Below are 14,431 nucleotides of genomic sequence, written 5' to 3'. Positions count from 1 at the left end.
ATCCGTCGCTACCCGGGCTGGTATCGGCACATCACCCTCGCCATGGCCGCCCACGCCTACCTGACAGTCATGCGGGCCCAGCAGCTCGAAAAGGGGCCGGACCGGCTCGAACGCCAGACCTGATCCCACTCACCGTCCCCGAGATCCGTCGACTGATCGCCCACCTCACCCGGCCCGTTCGCCGAAGCATCGCCCACGTCCTGCACTGGTCCCACTGGCGCCGACGACGCCAGCACCAGGCCCGGACCAGCCACTACAAGAGCCGAGGCAACACCCCAAGAGCTGATGCCTCGTCACGTTAAGCACCGTTGCAGTACTAGGCCGTGTCTGACAATTCGCGTCGGATCAGCGCGCGGTGTCGGGCGCCCGGCTGGGCGTGCCGGCGGAGCGCCCTCGTACTGGGTCGTACTTGGGCGATTCGCCGGTGCGTCCGGGCGGGATGCACGGCGTCGGGCGCCCGGCGGGAATTGTCAGACACGGCCTAGGGTCGGGAGCGCCCGGACCAGCGGGCGCCCGGGCTTGGCGCACCACGACGGGCCGCACCCGTGCAGGCTGGCCGCCTGCGCGGTGAAGCTCTCCACGGAGAGGTGCACGACGGTGTCCGGGCTGCTGCCGCCGCCCTCGTACGTGCTGCCGGTGCTGTCCGGCCGTCCGGTGTCGACCGCGACCGTCAGCTGCGGCTCGCCGGGCGCTCACCCGGCGGGCCCGGGCCTGGGCGTGCGGGATCTCCTCGGCGCCCGCTGGCCCCTCCCCCGCGCGCCGACCGGCCCGACGCCTCCGTCGACGGCCGGTCAGTCGCGGTCGTCGGCGATCCGCCGGAGCACGGGGTGGTCGAGGTCATCGTTGCCGACGACGATCGTGGCGTGCGCGAGCGGGTCGGCCTCGGCGAGGTAGCGGCGGCAGGCGGCGTGGTAGCGGTCGTCGAAGGCCCGCTCGGCCCGGGCGAGGGAGCCGAGCAGCTCGGTGTCGCGCCGGGTGCCGCGGCGGCGGGCGGCGGGGAAGCTGGTGTCGGTGAAGACCACCTCGTCCCACAGTCCGGCGAGTTCGCCGCGCTGCAGGAAGCTGCCGTCCACCACCAGGACCGCGTCCACGGGTGCGGTGGCCGCCGGTTCGTCGATCGCGCGGTCGGTGGGCAGGTCGATGATGCGGCTGCGGTAGCGCCGGTCGCCCCCGGGGCCGAGCGGGACGAGGACGTGCCGCGCGAACGCGGGGAAGTCGTAGGCGTCCTGGTAGTAGCCGACCGCGCTGTCGCGGCCCTGCCGGTGGCGGTGGGCGCGCGGGTGGTGGAAGCCGTCCATGGAGAGGTGGACCGCGGGTCGTCCGCGGTCGGCCACCGCGGCGGCCAAGGCGCGGGCGAGGGTGGTCTTGCCGGCGGCGGTGATGCCGTCCACCGCGACCCGCAGCGGGTGTCCGGGCCGCCGGGTGGCGAGGTGGTCGGCGATACGGCCGATCACCCGGTCCCGGGTGGGCGGTTCCGGCCGGTCCCCGGCTCGCGGCGGTTCGTTGTTGATCGGTTCTGTCATCCCGCGCATCGTACTGGCCCGTACGCACGCTGCCCGGAGAGCGGACCGGACACGCGCTTCGACCACCCGGGGAGTCCGGCCCCGGTGACCTAGCGTGGGACGGATACGCCGTCGTACACGACAGAGAGGTCGACCGACATGACCGGGTTCCCGGAGGGCGCGCCCTGCTGGGCGGACGCGATGTTCGCCGATGTGGAGGGCGCGAAGACCTTCTACGCGGATGTGCTGGGCTGGACCTTCGGCGAGGCGTCCAGCGAGTACGGCAACTACACGCAGGCCTACTCCGACGGCAAGGCGGTCGCGGCCGTGGTCCCGCCGATGCCCGGCAGCGAGGCGCCGTCGCAGTGGTGCCTGTACTTCGCATCCCCCGACGCGGCGGCCACCGCCGGGAAGATCAGGTCCGCGGGCGGCGAGGTGGTGATGGAGCCGATGCAGGTCGGCGCCTTCGGCACCATGATGATCGCCAGGGAGCCGAGCGGCGCCGTGTTCGGCGTGTGGCAGCCGGGCGAGCACCGCGGCTTCGAGAAGACCGGCGCGCCGGGCTCCTTCGCCTGGGCGGAGGTCTTCACCCGGGACAACGACAAGGTCGACGCCTTCCTGCCGAAGGTCTTCCCGTACCGGGCCCAGCAGGTCGACATGGGCGACGGCCCCGAGGCCGCCGGCATGGACTACCGGATCTTCGGCCTCGGCGGCGGCGGGCCGGAGAGCGCGGTGCTCGGCCGGATGGGCATGGGCGAGGAGTTCCCGCCCGAGGTCCCCGCGTTCATCCAGGTCTACTTCGGTGTGGCGGACTGCGACGAGGCGGTCGCCAAGGCCACGGAGCGTGGCGGCCGGCTGCAGTTCGGTCCGATGGACAGCCCGTTCGGCAGGTTCGCCGCGCTGACGGACCAGCAGGGCGCCGCCTTCGCGGTCATCGACATGTCGACCACCGCGGGCGAGATGCCGGCCACGACGGACGTCTAGCGGAGCCGCAGGACACCGGCCCGGGGCGGGCCGCGACGGCTCGCCCCGGGCCGGTCCGCGGCCCCGGCCGACCTACTCGACCTGGAAGTTCCCCATCATGGCCATGTCCTCGTGCTCGAGGTTGTGGCAGTGCAGGATGTAGCGGCCCGGGTACCCCCGGAACCGGACGAGGACGTCGACCGGCTCCTTCGGCCGGACGTCGACGGTGTCCTTCCAGCCGCCGTCCCACGGGTGCGGGTCGCCGCCGGCCCGGGCCACCACCTGGAAGTGCGCCAGGTGGAGATGGACCGGGTGGTGGACGTCGCTGATGAAGCGCCACCGCTCCACGCTGCCCAGCCGGGCGGTCGCCAGGGTGGTCTCCGGGTCGAAGGACTCGCCGTTGATCGTCCAGGCGTGGCCGCCGTGCGAGGTCCGGGTGCGGCGGAAGGAGAACTGTCGGTGCGCGACCGCCTGGTCCGGCGACAGCTCGTCCGGGTCGGCCAGCCGGTCCGGTACCTCGCTGTCGTCGGCGGCCTGCCGCACCACCCGGAAGCGCATGACCCACCGGGTGTCGCCGTCCCCGAGCGTGTTGACCAGGGTGACGGTCGAGCCGACCGGCCAGGCGGAGAAGTCCACGACCACGTCGTAGCGTTCGCCCGGGGCGATGGGGACCGCGTCCAGTTCCACCGGCTCCGCCAGGAGCCCGGCGTCGCTGCCGATCTGGGTGAACGGGACGCCGTCGCGCGGCCCGGGCCGCAGGGCGAGCCGGTAGCGGCGGGCGTTCGAGCCGTTCAGCAGGCGCAGCCGGTACCGGGCCGCGTCCACCTCCAGCTCGGGCCAGGGCGCACCGTTGACCAGCACCACGTCCCCGACCACGCCCGCCATGTAGGCGTCCTCGACGCCGGGCGGGTCGATCAGCTCGGGGTCGAGCGACGGATAGCGGAAGTCGCCGTCCTCGTCGAAGGCCCGGTCGCAGATCAGCAGCGGCAGGTCGCGCTCGCCCGAGGGCAGCGGCAGGGCCAGCTCGGCGCTGTCCCGGACGACGAAGAGGCCGAGCAGTCCGCGCCAGACCTGAGGGGCCGTGAAGTCCATCCGGTGGTCGTGGTACCAGAGGGTGGCGGCCCGCTGGTCCAGCGGGTAGCGGTACTCCTTCGTCGGCCCGGCCGACTGCCCGCCGGCCGCCGGTGCGCCGCCGTGGTGGCCGCCCGTCATCGCGTCGTGGTGCTGCCAGCCGGTGGGGACCACCAGGTCGGTCGGATAGCCGTCCGAGTCCGGTGGTGTCACTCCGCCGTGCAGGTGCATCGAGGTGGGGACCGGCAGTTCGTTGCGGACGCTCACCACCACCGGCCGGCCGGCCTGCCCGGTGAAGACCGGCCCGGGGAACAGGCCGTCGAAGCCCCACACCCGGGTCCTGACCCCGGGCAGGATCTCGACGTCCGCGGCGCGCTGCACCACCTCGAAGCGGTCGCTGCCGTCGGCCTGCCGCACCGCCTTGGCAAGGGGCGCCACCGGCAGCGGCACCGAGAACGGCTCCGGCAGCTCGATCCGGCTGGTCAGCAGCTCCCCGTTGATCACGCTGGCGGCCGCGCGGCCGGCGAACAACCCGGTGCCGGCCATCGATCCGAGGCCGCCGGCCAGGACGAGGAAGGTACGACGACGCAGCGGGCTCACCGGGCGCCCCCCGCGAGCGGGTGCGACAGGCCGGGGACGTTGTGCGGTGCCGTCGTCATCCAGAGCTCTCCCACTACTGATCCGGGCGCCGGCCAGGACCGTCAGGGTCGGCGTCCGGCGCAGGCAGTCCACACCTTCCCGAGGAAGATGACACAGGGTCAGGAGCGTAACCGGGCGACCTGCTGACCCCGGCGCCGCCGCGCCGGGCGGCGCGCCGCGAGCGGCCGCGGCCGCCGGGCCGGTCGGCCGCACGGGTGACTGCCCCGCCCGGCTGCGCAGGCGCGGCCGCTTCCGCCGCGGCCGCAGGGCCCTCCCCCGGCGCACGGGGGTGGTCAGCCGCCGGTGGGGAGCGACTCGAAGACCCGGTGCAGCAGGTCGGTGAGCTGGGCCCGTTCGGCGGGGGTGAGCGGGGCCAGGAGGGCGGCCTGGACGGCCTCGGCCTCGGCCTGCAGGTCGGCGAGGGCGGTGAGCCCGGCCGGGGTCGCGTGGACGCGGACGCGGCGGCGGTCGGCGGGGTCGCGGGTGCGCTCGACCCAGGTGGCGGCGGCGAGTTCGTCGACGACCTTGGTGATGTCGCTCGGGTCGACGGAGAGCCGGACGGCCAGCTCGCGCTGGGCGTGCGGGCCGAAGTCCGCCAGTGCGGCGAGCACCGCCATGTGCCACAGGCGCAGCCCGCGGCGGGCGAGCCGTTCGGCGAGCAGGCCGCGGGCGGCCTTGCCGGTCCGCGACAGCAGGTAGGTCGTGAGCCCGGTCAGGCTGGGCGGGAGGGTGTCCGGGGCCGGTTCGGGATTCATGGCCACGATTCTAGGTGCTCACCTATAGTGGGTCAGCACCCACTAATATTGGAGGCTTCCGCGTGGACGCGCTGCACCCCCGCCTGCTGGTCACCCGCTTCGCCGAGACCTTCCGCTTCTACGACGCCGTCCTGCCCCCGCTCCTCGGCGCCCGCCTGGCGACGGGCGGGCCCGCCGGCCCGTACGCGCACTGGGACGTGGACGGGCAGGGCGTGCTGGTGCTGTTCGAGCGCGCCGCGATGGCGGCGGCGATCGGCCTCACCGCGACCCAGTCCCCGGCGCCCGGCGACGGCGCGATGTTCGTCTGCCGGGTGGCGGACGTCGATGCGGGGCTGGCCCTCTGCCTGGCGCACGGCGCCGAGGAGGTCGCGCCCGCCACCGACCGGCCGGCCTGGGGGCCGACCCTGCGGACCGCGCACCTGCGCGACCCGGAGGGCACGCTGATCGAGCTCCAGTCCTACTGAGGGCCGACCGGTCCGGCGCGGGTTCTCCTCATCCGGACGGACGGCGGACCGGCCTTGCGGGCGACGCCCCGGCGCCCGGCGCAGGCCTAGGGTCGGTGCCATGAGCCGACCGCTGCACCTCGCGACCTACCTGATGGCGTTCGACACCGACCGGCAGACCCTCTTCGACCGGACCCGGACGGGGTTCCTGGTGCGGGCGGCGGTCCTGATCGAGCTGGCCCGCCGCGGGCGGGTGGCCGACGACGACGGCAGGGTGGCCGCCGTCGCGGCCGAGCCGACCGGCGATCCGGTCCTGGACGCCGCGCTGGCCGGGGTAGGCGCCCACGCGCGGCGCTGGAAGGCCTGGATCCGCCGGGACCGCGAGGACACCCTGGAGGCCGTCGAACAGCAACTGGCCGTCCTGGGCACGGTGCTGATCGAGGACCGCGACCCGTACGGGCCGCCCGCCCGGCGGCGGGTGCTGGTCCCGGACCCCGCCGAGGCACTGGCGGTGCAGCGCTCGACCGCGGCGCTGCTGCGCGGAGAGGGCGACCCGGCGCTGGTCGGCCTCAACGAGGCCGCGTTGGCGGCGCTGGCCGCGGCCGGGGGCGTCGGCCCGGTCGTCTCCCGCGGTGAGCGCCGGGCCCACCGCGACCGGGTGGCGGCGCTGACCGGGCGGCTGACGGAGGTGTCGCCCGCCCTGGCCCGCGCGGTGGGCGGCCTCGGGACCACGCTGGTGGCGGCCCAGGGCGGCATGGGCGGCGGCTGAGCCGTACCTCCGTGGCCCCCGGCCACCGCGCCCGCACCGCCGCCGGCCGGCGGGAGCGGTGGCCTGAGCCTGACGCTGCCCGCCCGCCGCCGGGTCAGGCCACCGGCTCGGCGGCGCGGGACGGTTCCATCGATGGCCCGACGGGCGGCACGGCGGACGGCCCGGCGGGCGGCTCGGCGGACGGCTCGGCGCGCAGGTCCGCCGACGGCTCCGCGGGCCGTACGGCGCCCAGCTCCGCGAGCTGCCGGCGCAGTTCGCGGACCTCGGCCGTGAGCTCCAGGATGGCCTGCTGGTTCTGCTGGTCGACGCGTTCCTCCGCCTGGAAGCGGGCGACGAACCAGGCCGCGATGTTGGCGGTCACCACACCGAGCAGCGCGATGCCGGAGAGCATCAGCGCGACGGCGAGCAGCCGTCCCAGTCCCGTGGTCGGGGTGAGGTCCCCGTAGCCGACCGTGGTCATCGTGGTGAAGGACCACCAGAGCGCGTCGCCCAGGGTGCGGATGCTGGCGGTCGGCGAGGAGCGTTCGATCTCCAGCACGGCCAGCGAACCGAACACCAGCAGACCGAGCACGACCCCCGCCACATAGGTGGTCAGCCGGACCTGGGAGGCCATCCGCACCCGCCGCCCGGCCAGCAGCAGGGTGGAGACCAGCCGCAGCAGCCGGAGCGGCTGGACCAGGGGCAGCAGGACCGAGGCGAGGTCGAGCGGATTGCTGCGGACGAAGGTCCAGCGCCGCTCGGCGAGGAGCAGCCGCATGCCGTAGTCGACGGCGAACGCCGCCCAGGCGGCCCACTCGACCCAGGTCGCGCCGCGCAGGACCCACGGCCGGGCGTCGGGGGCGAGGATCGGCACGGCGTACGCCACGGCGAACACGACGGACAGGGCGATCAGCGGGTTCTGGGTGCGGTGTTCCCAGCGTTCGCGGCGGGTCATCCGGATGGCCTGCTTCCTGGCTGGTCGGCGTGTCGGGCCCTTCGACGGCGGGTGGAGCCGTGGCCATTCTGCCGGGCCCCGCGGGGTGACGGCGGACCCAGGGCAAACGGGTGGCGGCGGGTGGTCCAGCTGCTGGGAAGCGTCCTCCCAGGTTGGGCTCATCAGCGCCTGGCAGACTCCCCGGCCTGCGCCGTTTCCGCCTTCGCCGCCGTACGGCCGCCCCCGGGCCCGCGGCGGCGCCGACCCCTTACGGAGGTTCCATGCGCGTCCGTCGTGCCGTGCCCCGTGCCCTGCGGCGCCGACTGCGGCGCCTCGCCGACCGGCTGGCACCACGACGACGGCCGCAGGCCCTTCCGCCGGCCCCGGCCGACGCCCCGCAGCCGCCGCCCGATCCGCTGCTGGAGCGCGAGGAGCAGTTGCTGGCGGACCTGCCCGACCTGGTCCGGCACGGTGAACGGTGTGCGCTGCTGCGGGGGCCCGTCCTGCCCGGCGAGATGGCGGACGCCAACCTCGCCGAGACCGCCGCCGCGCTCACGGCGGCCGGGGTGCCGTTCGCGGTGGTGCCCGACCGGCCCGGCCGGCACCGGCTGGCCATCCGTCCGGGGGACCGGACCGCGGTGCTCGACGCCTGCGCGGCCGCCTTCGCCGGCCGGCCCGTCTACGCGGACCTGCTGGAGCACGGCCGGACGCTGGGGACCGTCCTCGCCGAGCAGCTCCCCGCCGCCGTCCAGGCAGTGGAGGCGCCTCCCGCGCGGACCCCGGCGGCAGAACCGGACGGGGGTGGGGAGGCGGATGACGGGAGCATGCGCGACCGGGTCAAGGGGGTCCGGATCTACCGGCCGGTGCTGGCCGGCGGCCGGGTGCACTACGGCGCCGACCACGGCTGTGACGTGGAGTTCTGGGACGCGGCGGAGTCCGGGGAGGGTGCCGTCGCCTCGATCGGGGTGACCCCGTACGGCTGGTGGCTGCCCTCGCTGGAGGCCACCGCGGAGATCCGGATCGGGGACCGGACCTACCCGCTGGCGGACGCCTTCGCCACCGCGTTCCCCGAGGACGTGTCCTTCCCCGTCGACGCCGTGGTGTCCTGGGTCGACGACCGCGACCCGGCCTGGCGGCGCCGCCGCGCCGAGGCCCGCGCCCGGGTGCTGGCCGACCGCGGCCTGTCCGACGACGGGCCGGACGCGCTGCCCGGCGACACCCCGCAGCGCTACCGCAACCGGGACGAGCTGCGCTACTGCCTGCGCTCGATCGCGGCCAACGCGCCCTGGGTCAGGCACGTGTTCCTGGTGACGGACGACCAGGTGCCGCACTGGCTGGACACCTCGCGGCCCGGCCTGACCGTGGTCTCCCACCGGGAGCTGTTCGCGGACGGCGGCGGCGACCGCCCGGTCTTCAACTCGCACGCCATCGAGGCCCGGCTGCACCTGATCCCCGGCCTCGCCGAGCACTTCCTGTACTTCAACGACGACATGTTCCTCGGCCGTCCGCTGCGCCCGCAGCTGTTCTTCCACGGCAACGGCCTGCCCAAGGTCTTCCCGGACGACCGGGTGATCCCGCCCGGTGACGCGGGCCCGGGCGACACCGTCTACGTCGCGGCACAGAAGAACACCCGGGCCGCGATCCGGGCGGCGTGCGGGCGGACCTACCCGCGGGTGCTGTGCCACGTCCCGTACCCGCTGCGGCGCAGCATCCTGGCGGACAGCGCCGAGCGCTTCGCCGAGCCGCTGGCCGTCACCGCCGGGACGGCCTTCCGCTCGGCGACCGACCTCGCGCCGGTGACCCTGGCCAGTCACCTCGCCCACGCCACCGGCCGGGCGGTGACCGGCGAGCTCGAGCACGGCTACTTCTGCGTGGACAGCGGGGACGACCTCGGGCGGCTGCGTGATCTGGCGGACCGCCGGTGGGCCGACGCCTTCTGCCTCGCGGACGGTGTGCGCGACGCGATTCCGCGGGCGGAACAGGACCGCGCCGTCCGGGCCTTCCTGCGGGACTGCTTCCCGGTCCCCTCCCCGTTCGAGGATCCGGCCGCGGGTAACCTCGGCCCGGCCGCGGCCGGTCCCGGCGCCGTTCCGCCGCACGCCGCCCCGGCGCCCGACGGCCGCCCGGACGTCCTGACGCCCTGACGCCCTGACGCCCTGCTGCCCCGACGTCCTGCCGTCCTGCTGTCCTGCTGTCCTCGCCGGTGCGGTCGGCGGATCATGGTGGTGTCCCCTCCCCGGCACGACCGATCGGAGCACGCCCGTGACCACCGGCCACTCCGGCCACACCGACCCCACCGGCGCCCCGGTGCGCATCCTCACGGTCTGCCTGGGCAACTACTGCCGCAGCCCGTTCGCCGCCGCGGTGCTCACCGCCAAGGCGGGCGCGGCCGCCGAGGTGAGCTCCGCCGGCCTGCTCGACCTGTGGGTCGGCGGGACCGCCCACCCCGCAATGATCGCCGCCGCGGCCGAACTCGGCTACGACCTCTCCGGCCACCGCCCCGTCCGGGTGGACGCCGCGATGCTCGACCGGGCGGACGTCGTCCTCGCCATGGACCGCTCCGTGCTGGAACGGCTGCGGACTCTCGGCGGTGCCGGGAACGCCGCCAAGGTCCGGCTCTACCTGGACGGCCGGGACGTGCCCGACCCGATGGGCGGCACGGCCGAGGACTTCGCCGCCAGCGCGGCGATCATCGAGGCCGGGGCCGCCCGCCACCTGCCCTGACACCCGAGGGCCGGGGGCCACCGGGGCCTGCCCGGCGGATCCTGCCGGATCGGCGTGCAGCTCCCCCGGGCGCCCGTCCAGGCGTGTGCCCGAGTCGGCCTCGTACCGGGTGTACTCGGGTGATTCGGGCGTGCGTCCGGACGGGATGATCCGTCGCCGCACGCCCGGCGACATCTGCCTCCACAAGCCTTAGCGCTGTTTGGCGTAGTCCGACAGCCCCTGCCAGTCGATGACGACGCAGGGCTCGTCGCCCACCACCCAGGCGTCGTGGCCGGGCGGGCAGACCATGAAATCACCGGGGCCGAAGTCGGCCGACTCGCCGTCGTCCATGACGACGTGCATCCGGCCGGAGATCACGTACCCCATGTGCGAGGCCTGGCAGGTCTCGGTGCCCGCGAGCGGCCTGATGTGCGTCGACCACTTCCAGCCGGGCTCGAAGGTCCCCCGGCCCACCGCTCCGGCGTCCAGGTTGACCAGCTCCACCTTCCCCGAGTCCTGCCCGAAGGGCCGGACCTCCTCGGGGCTGTCGAAACTCTTGCGGATCAGACCTGACATGGCGTGCTCCTCACCCGAACGCAGGGATCCCTCCCTCCAGTCTCGGCTCCGGAGCATCGGACGGCGACGCGCGGACGCGGCCCTGGCCGCCCGCCGCGCCCAGCCGGCCGGGTCAGCTCGGCAAGGTCAGCTCAGCCGGGTCCGCAGCAGGCAGAACTCGTTGCCCTCGGGGTCGGCCAGGACGTGCCAGCTCTCCTCGCCGCTCTGGCCGACGTCGGCCGGGCTCGCCCCGGCCGCCAGCAGGCGCGCCAGTTCGGCGTCCTGGTCACGGTCGGTGGGGCTGACGTCGATGTGCAGCCGCAGCTTGCCCGGCCTCGGGTCGGCCGTGGGGCTGAGGACCAGCGTCGGCTGCAGCCCGCCGAAACCTTCCGGCGGCCCGATCTCCACCGCGCCGTCCTCGTCGGTGCCGAGCACGGCGTAGCCCAGCACCTCGCACCAGAACGCCGCCAGCAGCTGCGGGTCCCGGCAGTCGATCACCAGCTCGGACATGCGACAGGCCATGACCAGCATCCTACGGTCCGTCAGCGGCTCGTCGCGGTACGGCGTTCCGGACGCCCGCGGCTGGGCCGGTCGGGTGGGGTCCGGGCCGCACCGGTGTGGTGGCCGCGGCCGGCGACGGGTGAGGGCGGGAGGCTGGGGCTCCGGAGGCAGGCAGGAGAGAGCGTGTGAGCGAGCACGGCCGAAGAGGTGTCCGGGGTCCGGTGGCCGACGACAGAGGCGGGGGCGTCGACCGGCTGGGCGGCAACGCCGGTGTGCTGGGGACCGCGCTCGCCGTGGTGCTGGCCTTCTCGCTGTCCCAGGGCGCATGGGAGTGGTTCTCCACCTACCTCGGCGTGACGCTGCTGGTGGTGGTCCTGTCCTTCGGGCGGGTACCGCTGTGGGCACCGGGCCGGCAGGCCGCATACGCGTGCGGGCTTGCGGCGTACGCGCTGGTGGTCGGGCTGTGCGTGGCCCTGGCACTGGCCCCGGCGATGCAGCGCTGGGCCTGGCTGTTCCCGATGCCGGGCACCCGGGACGGATGCGTGGAGTCGGGCCGGTACGAGAGCCTGCGGACCGAGGCCGCGCTGGGGGATCTGGCCGCCGGCGCCGGGGACGCGCTCACCCATGCCCAGCAGCAGCAGAGCAGTCTGGCCGTGGCCGACTGCCTGGCGGCGACCACGACCCGGTGGCTGCCGGTGTACGCGCTGGGGACCGCGCTGCTGGTGGGTGCGGTCGCATGCGGGTGGGGGTGGGCCCGGTCCCGGAGGGCCGGCTCCGGATCGGCGTGAACCGTCCCCCCGGGCCTCGGCCGATCCTCGACGCCCGCCTCAGCCGAGCCTGGACACCTGGTAGTGGCCGATGAGCCAGCCGTCGCCGTCCCGCCGGACCAGGACGCTCAGCTGGACCGTGAGGGTCGGCCGGTCGACGAAGGAGAAGTCGACGTCGAGGTAGGCGAGGACCAGGTCCTCGGCGAGCCGTCTGGTCTCGAGGATCCGGTACTCGGCCGTCATCCCGAGCGGCTGGGCGTCGTAGTAGTCCGCGACGCCCTGCCGTCCGACGCTGTAGGGGTGCAGGCCCTGGAAGATCGCGTCCTCCGTGAAGAGCGCGGCGACCCGCCCGGGCTCGTGGGCGTCGACGGCGGCCTTCCAGGGGTCAAGGACGCTGCGCGCGACCGCCTCGTCCTGTGGCGTGCTGCTCATCGGGACCTCTCTCTCGTAGCACCGGTGCTCGTGACGCCGGTGCTCGTGACGCCGGTGTGGTGCGGGCCGTTCCAGCCTGCGGGCCGGGTGGTCGAGGTGCGCGCGGAGCGGGTCTTGGCGAGTATCACCCTGGGGGCGAGCTTGAGGAGCAGCGCATGGAGTTCCTGGTCGACATGGTGACCACGGTGCCGGAGGGGACCTCCGAGGAGGCCGTGGCCGAGATCCGCACCCGGGAGGCGGCGCGGGCCCGGGAGCTGGCGGCCCAGGGCAGCCTGCTCCGGCTGTGGCGGCCCCCGCTGGCGCCGGGCGAGTGGCGGACCTGGGGCCTGTTCAGCGCCGAGGACGCCGAGCGTCTGGAGCAGGTGCTCGCGTCGATGCCGCTGCGGGTGTGGCGGCGGGACGAGGTGACCCCGCTGTCCCCCCATCCGAACGATCCGGGCCGGTAGGACGCGCACGGACCGGAGCGAGGAGCTGAAGATGCGTACGGACATCAGGCCGGGCGGGGTGTTCCCCGACTACGAGCTGACCGACCACGCCAGGACCAGGCGCAGGCTGAGTGACCTCCAGGGGGCGGATCCGATGGTGCTCCTCCTCTCGCGGGGCCACTACTGTCCCAAGGAGCACCAGCAGCACCAGCAGTTGGCGGCGCACTATCCCGAGATCGCCGTGGCCTACACCCAGGTGGTCACCATCTCGACCGACGGCATCCTGGAGCTGGCGGAGTTCCGCGACTCGGTGGGGGCGCGGTGGACCTTCCTCTCCGACGCCGGGCGCAAGGTCCAGAAGGATCTGGACATCCAGGAGTACACCGACCCGCACCACGACCCGATGATCCCGCACACCCTGGTGCTCAAGCCGGGGCTGGTCATCCACAGCGTCTACAACGGCTACTGGTACTGGGGGCGGCCCTCCGTCGAGGACCTGCGCCGCGACCTGCGCGAGGTGACCCGCGAGATCCGGCCCGACTGGGACCTGTCCGCTCCGGGCCTGCGCGAGTCCTGGGACGGCGGCGACCGCCGGGGGTTCTTCCCCTACAAGTGAGGTGCGGGCCCTTCCACCGACACCCCGAGGAGTTCTCGTGACCGTTCCGCCCGTCTCCCCCGGCAACCCGCCCGCCCGCTACGACGACCTGCGGGCCATGGTGATCAACTGCACGCTGAAGCGCTCGCCGGAGCGGAGCCACACCCAGGGGCTGATCGACCTCAGCACGGGCATCATGGAGCGCCAGGGTGTGCAGGTCGAGACGGTCAGGGCGGTGGACATCGACATCGCGACCGGTGTCTGGCCGGACATGACCGAGCACGGCTGGGAGACCGACGAGTGGCCGGTCCTCTACTCGAGCGTCATGGCCGCGGACATCCTTGTGCTGGCCGGGCCGATCTGGCTGGGCGACAACAGCTCGGTGATGAAGCAGGTCATCGAGCGGCTCTACTCCTGCTCGAGCCTGCTGAACGACGCCGGGCAGTACGCCTACTACGGGCGGGTCGGCGGCTGTCTGCTCACCGGGAACGAGGACGGGGTGAAGCACTGCGCGATGAACGTGCTCTACAGCCTGCAGCACCTGGGGTACGTCGTCCCGCCGCAGGCCGACGCGGGCTGGATCGGTGCGGCCGGTCCGGGCCCGTCCTACCTCGACCCGGGCTCCGGCGGGCCGGAGAACGACTTCACCAACCGCAACACCACCTTCATGACCTGGAACCTGCTCCACCTGGCCCGCATGCTCAAGGACGCGGGCGGCATCCCGGCGTACGGCAACCAGCGCTCCGGGTGGGACGCCGGCTGCCGCTTCGACTCGGAGAACCCGGAGCACCGCTGAGATCGGCGCGGCCGACGACCTCGAGCGGACCACGGTCCGGCCGAGGCCGGGGCTGCCCTAGGCGTCGGCGCGGCGGGGAAGCTTCCAGCCCGGGCGGGGGAAGTGGCAGGTGTAGCCGTTGGGGAATTTCTGCAGGTAGTCCTGGTGCTCGGGCTCGGCCTCCCAGAAGGGCCCGGCCGGGGTGACCTCGGTGACGACCTTGCCCGGCCACAGGCCCGAGGCGTCGACGTCGGCGATGGTGTCCTCGGCGACTCGCTTCTGCTCATCGGTGAGGTAGTAGATCGCCGAGCGGTAGCTGGCGCCGATGTCGTTGCCCTGGCGGTCCTTGGTCGACGGGTCGTGGACCTGGAAGAAGAACTCGAGCAGGGCCCGGAAGTCGGTCCGGGCCGGGTCGTAGACCACCTCGATGGCCTCGGCGTGGTTGCCGTGGTTGCGGTAGGTGGCGTTCGGGACGTCGCCACCGGTGTAGCCCACGCGGGTGGACACCACCCCGGGCCGGCGGCGGAACAGCTCCTCCATGCCCCAGAAACAACCCCCGGCGAGGATGGCCTTCTCGGTCGCCATCGTTCCACTCCCTCAGTGACGGACATCGGCTTTCGCTG

At 74.2% G+C, this 14,431-nt stretch carries 17 protein-coding genes and 1 pseudogene; 10 read left to right on the top strand and 8 right to left on the bottom strand.

Going from position 1 to position 14,431, the window contains the following annotated elements; genetic code table 11:
• A pseudogene (locus tag AC2TEW_RS26165) lies at positions 1 to 123 on the top strand (IS701 family transposase); the annotation flags it as partial.
• A 668-nt stretch (positions 124 to 791) separates the two neighbouring features.
• On the opposite strand, the gene AC2TEW_RS26160 reads toward AC2TEW_RS26165, so the two are convergent.
• Positions 792 to 1,523 (bottom strand): nucleoside/nucleotide kinase family protein, encoded by a 732-nt coding sequence (locus tag AC2TEW_RS26160; protein WP_484625806.1) that lies wholly within the window; start codon positions 1,521 to 1,523, stop codon positions 792 to 794.
• A 138-nt stretch (positions 1,524 to 1,661) separates the two neighbouring features.
• Here AC2TEW_RS26160 and AC2TEW_RS26155 point away from each other — a divergent pair, with 138 nt between their 5' ends.
• Entirely contained in the window at positions 1,662 to 2,486 is an 825-nt protein-coding gene (locus tag AC2TEW_RS26155) for a VOC family protein (RefSeq protein WP_484625805.1), read from the top strand.
• Between the two features lie 72 nt (positions 2,487 to 2,558).
• Here the strand turns inward: AC2TEW_RS26155 and AC2TEW_RS26150 are convergent, their stop codons facing one another.
• Positions 2,559 to 4,136, bottom strand: a complete 1,578-nt coding sequence (locus AC2TEW_RS26150) for a multicopper oxidase family protein (RefSeq protein WP_484625804.1) — start codon at positions 4,134 to 4,136, stop codon at positions 2,559 to 2,561.
• 332 nt (positions 4,137 to 4,468) lie between these two features.
• Positions 4,469 to 4,930: a MarR family winged helix-turn-helix transcriptional regulator gene (locus tag AC2TEW_RS26145; RefSeq protein ID WP_484625803.1), complete on the bottom strand. Its 462-nt coding sequence runs from the start codon at positions 4,928 to 4,930 to the stop codon at positions 4,469 to 4,471.
• Positions 4,931 to 4,992: 62 nt separating this feature from the next.
• Between AC2TEW_RS26145 and AC2TEW_RS26140 the strand changes: the two genes are divergently transcribed.
• The gene (locus AC2TEW_RS26140) at positions 4,993 to 5,394 is read left to right on the top strand and encodes a VOC family protein (RefSeq protein ID WP_484625802.1); all 402 of its coding nucleotides are present in this window, start codon (positions 4,993 to 4,995) and stop codon (positions 5,392 to 5,394) included.
• A gap of 100 nt (positions 5,395 to 5,494) precedes the next feature.
• Positions 5,495 to 6,142, top strand: a complete 648-nt coding sequence (locus AC2TEW_RS26135) for a GOLPH3/VPS74 family protein (RefSeq protein WP_484625801.1) — start codon at positions 5,495 to 5,497, stop codon at positions 6,140 to 6,142.
• 94 nt (positions 6,143 to 6,236) lie between these two features.
• Here AC2TEW_RS26135 and AC2TEW_RS26130 read toward each other — a convergent pair whose 3' ends face one another.
• Positions 6,237 to 7,076, bottom strand: coding sequence for a potassium channel family protein (locus AC2TEW_RS26130; RefSeq protein ID WP_484625800.1), 840 nt, complete (start codon positions 7,074 to 7,076; stop codon positions 6,237 to 6,239).
• A 260-nt stretch (positions 7,077 to 7,336) separates the two neighbouring features.
• Between AC2TEW_RS26130 and AC2TEW_RS26125 the strand changes: the two genes are divergently transcribed.
• Together AC2TEW_RS26125 and AC2TEW_RS26120 are read left to right on the top strand one after the other, a co-directional pair.
• Entirely contained in the window at positions 7,337 to 9,199 is a 1,863-nt protein-coding gene (locus tag AC2TEW_RS26125) for a stealth family protein (protein WP_484625799.1), read from the top strand.
• Between the two features lie 118 nt (positions 9,200 to 9,317).
• Positions 9,318 to 9,779 (top strand): arsenate reductase/protein-tyrosine-phosphatase family protein, encoded by a 462-nt coding sequence (locus tag AC2TEW_RS26120; RefSeq protein ID WP_484625798.1) that lies wholly within the window; start codon positions 9,318 to 9,320, stop codon positions 9,777 to 9,779.
• Between the two features lie 189 nt (positions 9,780 to 9,968).
• On the opposite strand, the gene AC2TEW_RS26115 is transcribed toward AC2TEW_RS26120, so the two are convergent.
• A complete protein-coding gene (locus AC2TEW_RS26115) occupies positions 9,969 to 10,334 on the bottom strand; it encodes a cupin domain-containing protein (RefSeq protein WP_484625797.1) in 366 nt (121 codons plus the stop codon).
• Between the two features lie 126 nt (positions 10,335 to 10,460).
• On the bottom strand, positions 10,461 to 10,835 hold the full coding sequence (locus tag AC2TEW_RS26110) for a VOC family protein (RefSeq protein WP_484625796.1): 375 nt from the start codon (positions 10,833 to 10,835) through the stop codon (positions 10,461 to 10,463).
• Between the two features lie 200 nt (positions 10,836 to 11,035).
• On the opposite strand from AC2TEW_RS26110, the gene AC2TEW_RS26105 reads away from it, so the two are divergent.
• Positions 11,036 to 11,602 (top strand): hypothetical protein, encoded by a 567-nt coding sequence (locus tag AC2TEW_RS26105; RefSeq protein WP_484625795.1) that lies wholly within the window; start codon positions 11,036 to 11,038, stop codon positions 11,600 to 11,602.
• A gap of 39 nt (positions 11,603 to 11,641) precedes the next feature.
• Here the strand turns inward: AC2TEW_RS26105 and AC2TEW_RS26100 are convergent, their stop codons facing one another.
• Positions 11,642 to 12,013 carry a YybH family protein gene (locus AC2TEW_RS26100; RefSeq protein WP_484625794.1) on the bottom strand — a complete coding sequence of 124 codons (372 nt, stop codon included), beginning with the start codon at positions 12,011 to 12,013 and terminating at the stop codon, positions 11,642 to 11,644.
• Positions 12,014 to 12,168: 155 nt separating this feature from the next.
• Here AC2TEW_RS26100 and AC2TEW_RS26095 point away from each other — a divergent pair, with 155 nt between their 5' ends.
• The 3 genes from AC2TEW_RS26095 to AC2TEW_RS26085 all read left to right on the top strand — a co-directional run bounded on the left by AC2TEW_RS26095 (position 12,169) and on the right by AC2TEW_RS26085 (position 13,829).
• The gene (locus tag AC2TEW_RS26095; RefSeq protein ID WP_484625793.1) at positions 12,169 to 12,459 is read left to right on the top strand and encodes a muconolactone Delta-isomerase family protein; all 291 of its coding nucleotides are present in this window, start codon (positions 12,169 to 12,171) and stop codon (positions 12,457 to 12,459) included.
• 31 nt (positions 12,460 to 12,490) lie between these two features.
• Positions 12,491 to 13,054, top strand: coding sequence for a peroxiredoxin family protein (locus tag AC2TEW_RS26090; protein WP_484625792.1), 564 nt, complete (start codon positions 12,491 to 12,493; stop codon positions 13,052 to 13,054).
• Positions 13,055 to 13,151: 97 nt separating this feature from the next.
• Positions 13,152 to 13,829 (top strand): flavodoxin family protein, encoded by a 678-nt coding sequence (locus AC2TEW_RS26085; RefSeq protein WP_484625812.1) that lies wholly within the window; start codon positions 13,152 to 13,154, stop codon positions 13,827 to 13,829.
• 57 nt (positions 13,830 to 13,886) lie between these two features.
• Here the strand turns inward: AC2TEW_RS26085 and msrA are convergent, their stop codons facing one another.
• Positions 13,887 to 14,393, bottom strand: a complete 507-nt coding sequence (msrA, locus tag AC2TEW_RS26080; RefSeq protein WP_484625791.1) for a peptide-methionine (S)-S-oxide reductase MsrA — start codon at positions 14,391 to 14,393, stop codon at positions 13,887 to 13,889.
• Positions 14,394 to 14,431 lie beyond the last annotated feature (38 nt).

The organism is Kitasatospora sp. NEAU-CNBT7 (assembly GCF_057220535.1).
Note: the sequence above shows the minus strand (reverse complement) of the source record. Positions and strands in the feature narration are given on the sequence as shown.

Coding starts and splice junctions, on each gene's coding strand:
- AC2TEW_RS26115 (WP_484625797.1), bottom strand. CDS start 10,334: ATGTCAGGTCTGATCCGCAAGAGTTTCGACAGCCCCGAGGAGGTCCGG.
- AC2TEW_RS26130 (WP_484625800.1), bottom strand. CDS start 7,076: ATGACCCGCCGCGAACGCTGGGAACACCGCACCCAGAACCCGCTGATC.
- AC2TEW_RS26125 (WP_484625799.1), top strand. CDS start 7,337: ATGCGCGTCCGTCGTGCCGTGCCCCGTGCCCTGCGGCGCCGACTGCGG.
- msrA (WP_484625791.1), bottom strand. CDS start 14,393: ATGGCGACCGAGAAGGCCATCCTCGCCGGGGGTTGTTTCTGGGGCATG.
- AC2TEW_RS26135 (WP_484625801.1), top strand. CDS start 5,495: ATGAGCCGACCGCTGCACCTCGCGACCTACCTGATGGCGTTCGACACC.
- AC2TEW_RS26160 (WP_484625806.1), bottom strand. CDS start 1,523: ATGACAGAACCGATCAACAACGAACCGCCGCGAGCCGGGGACCGGCCG.
- AC2TEW_RS26090 (WP_484625792.1), top strand. CDS start 12,491: ATGCGTACGGACATCAGGCCGGGCGGGGTGTTCCCCGACTACGAGCTG.
- AC2TEW_RS26100 (WP_484625794.1), bottom strand. CDS start 12,013: ATGAGCAGCACGCCACAGGACGAGGCGGTCGCGCGCAGCGTCCTTGAC.
- AC2TEW_RS26085 (WP_484625812.1), top strand. CDS start 13,152: ATGGTGATCAACTGCACGCTGAAGCGCTCGCCGGAGCGGAGCCACACC.
- AC2TEW_RS26145 (WP_484625803.1), bottom strand. CDS start 4,930: ATGAATCCCGAACCGGCCCCGGACACCCTCCCGCCCAGCCTGACCGGG.
- AC2TEW_RS26155 (WP_484625805.1), top strand. CDS start 1,662: ATGACCGGGTTCCCGGAGGGCGCGCCCTGCTGGGCGGACGCGATGTTC.
- AC2TEW_RS26110 (WP_484625796.1), bottom strand. CDS start 10,835: ATGGCCTGTCGCATGTCCGAGCTGGTGATCGACTGCCGGGACCCGCAG.
- AC2TEW_RS26095 (WP_484625793.1), top strand. CDS start 12,169: ATGGAGTTCCTGGTCGACATGGTGACCACGGTGCCGGAGGGGACCTCC.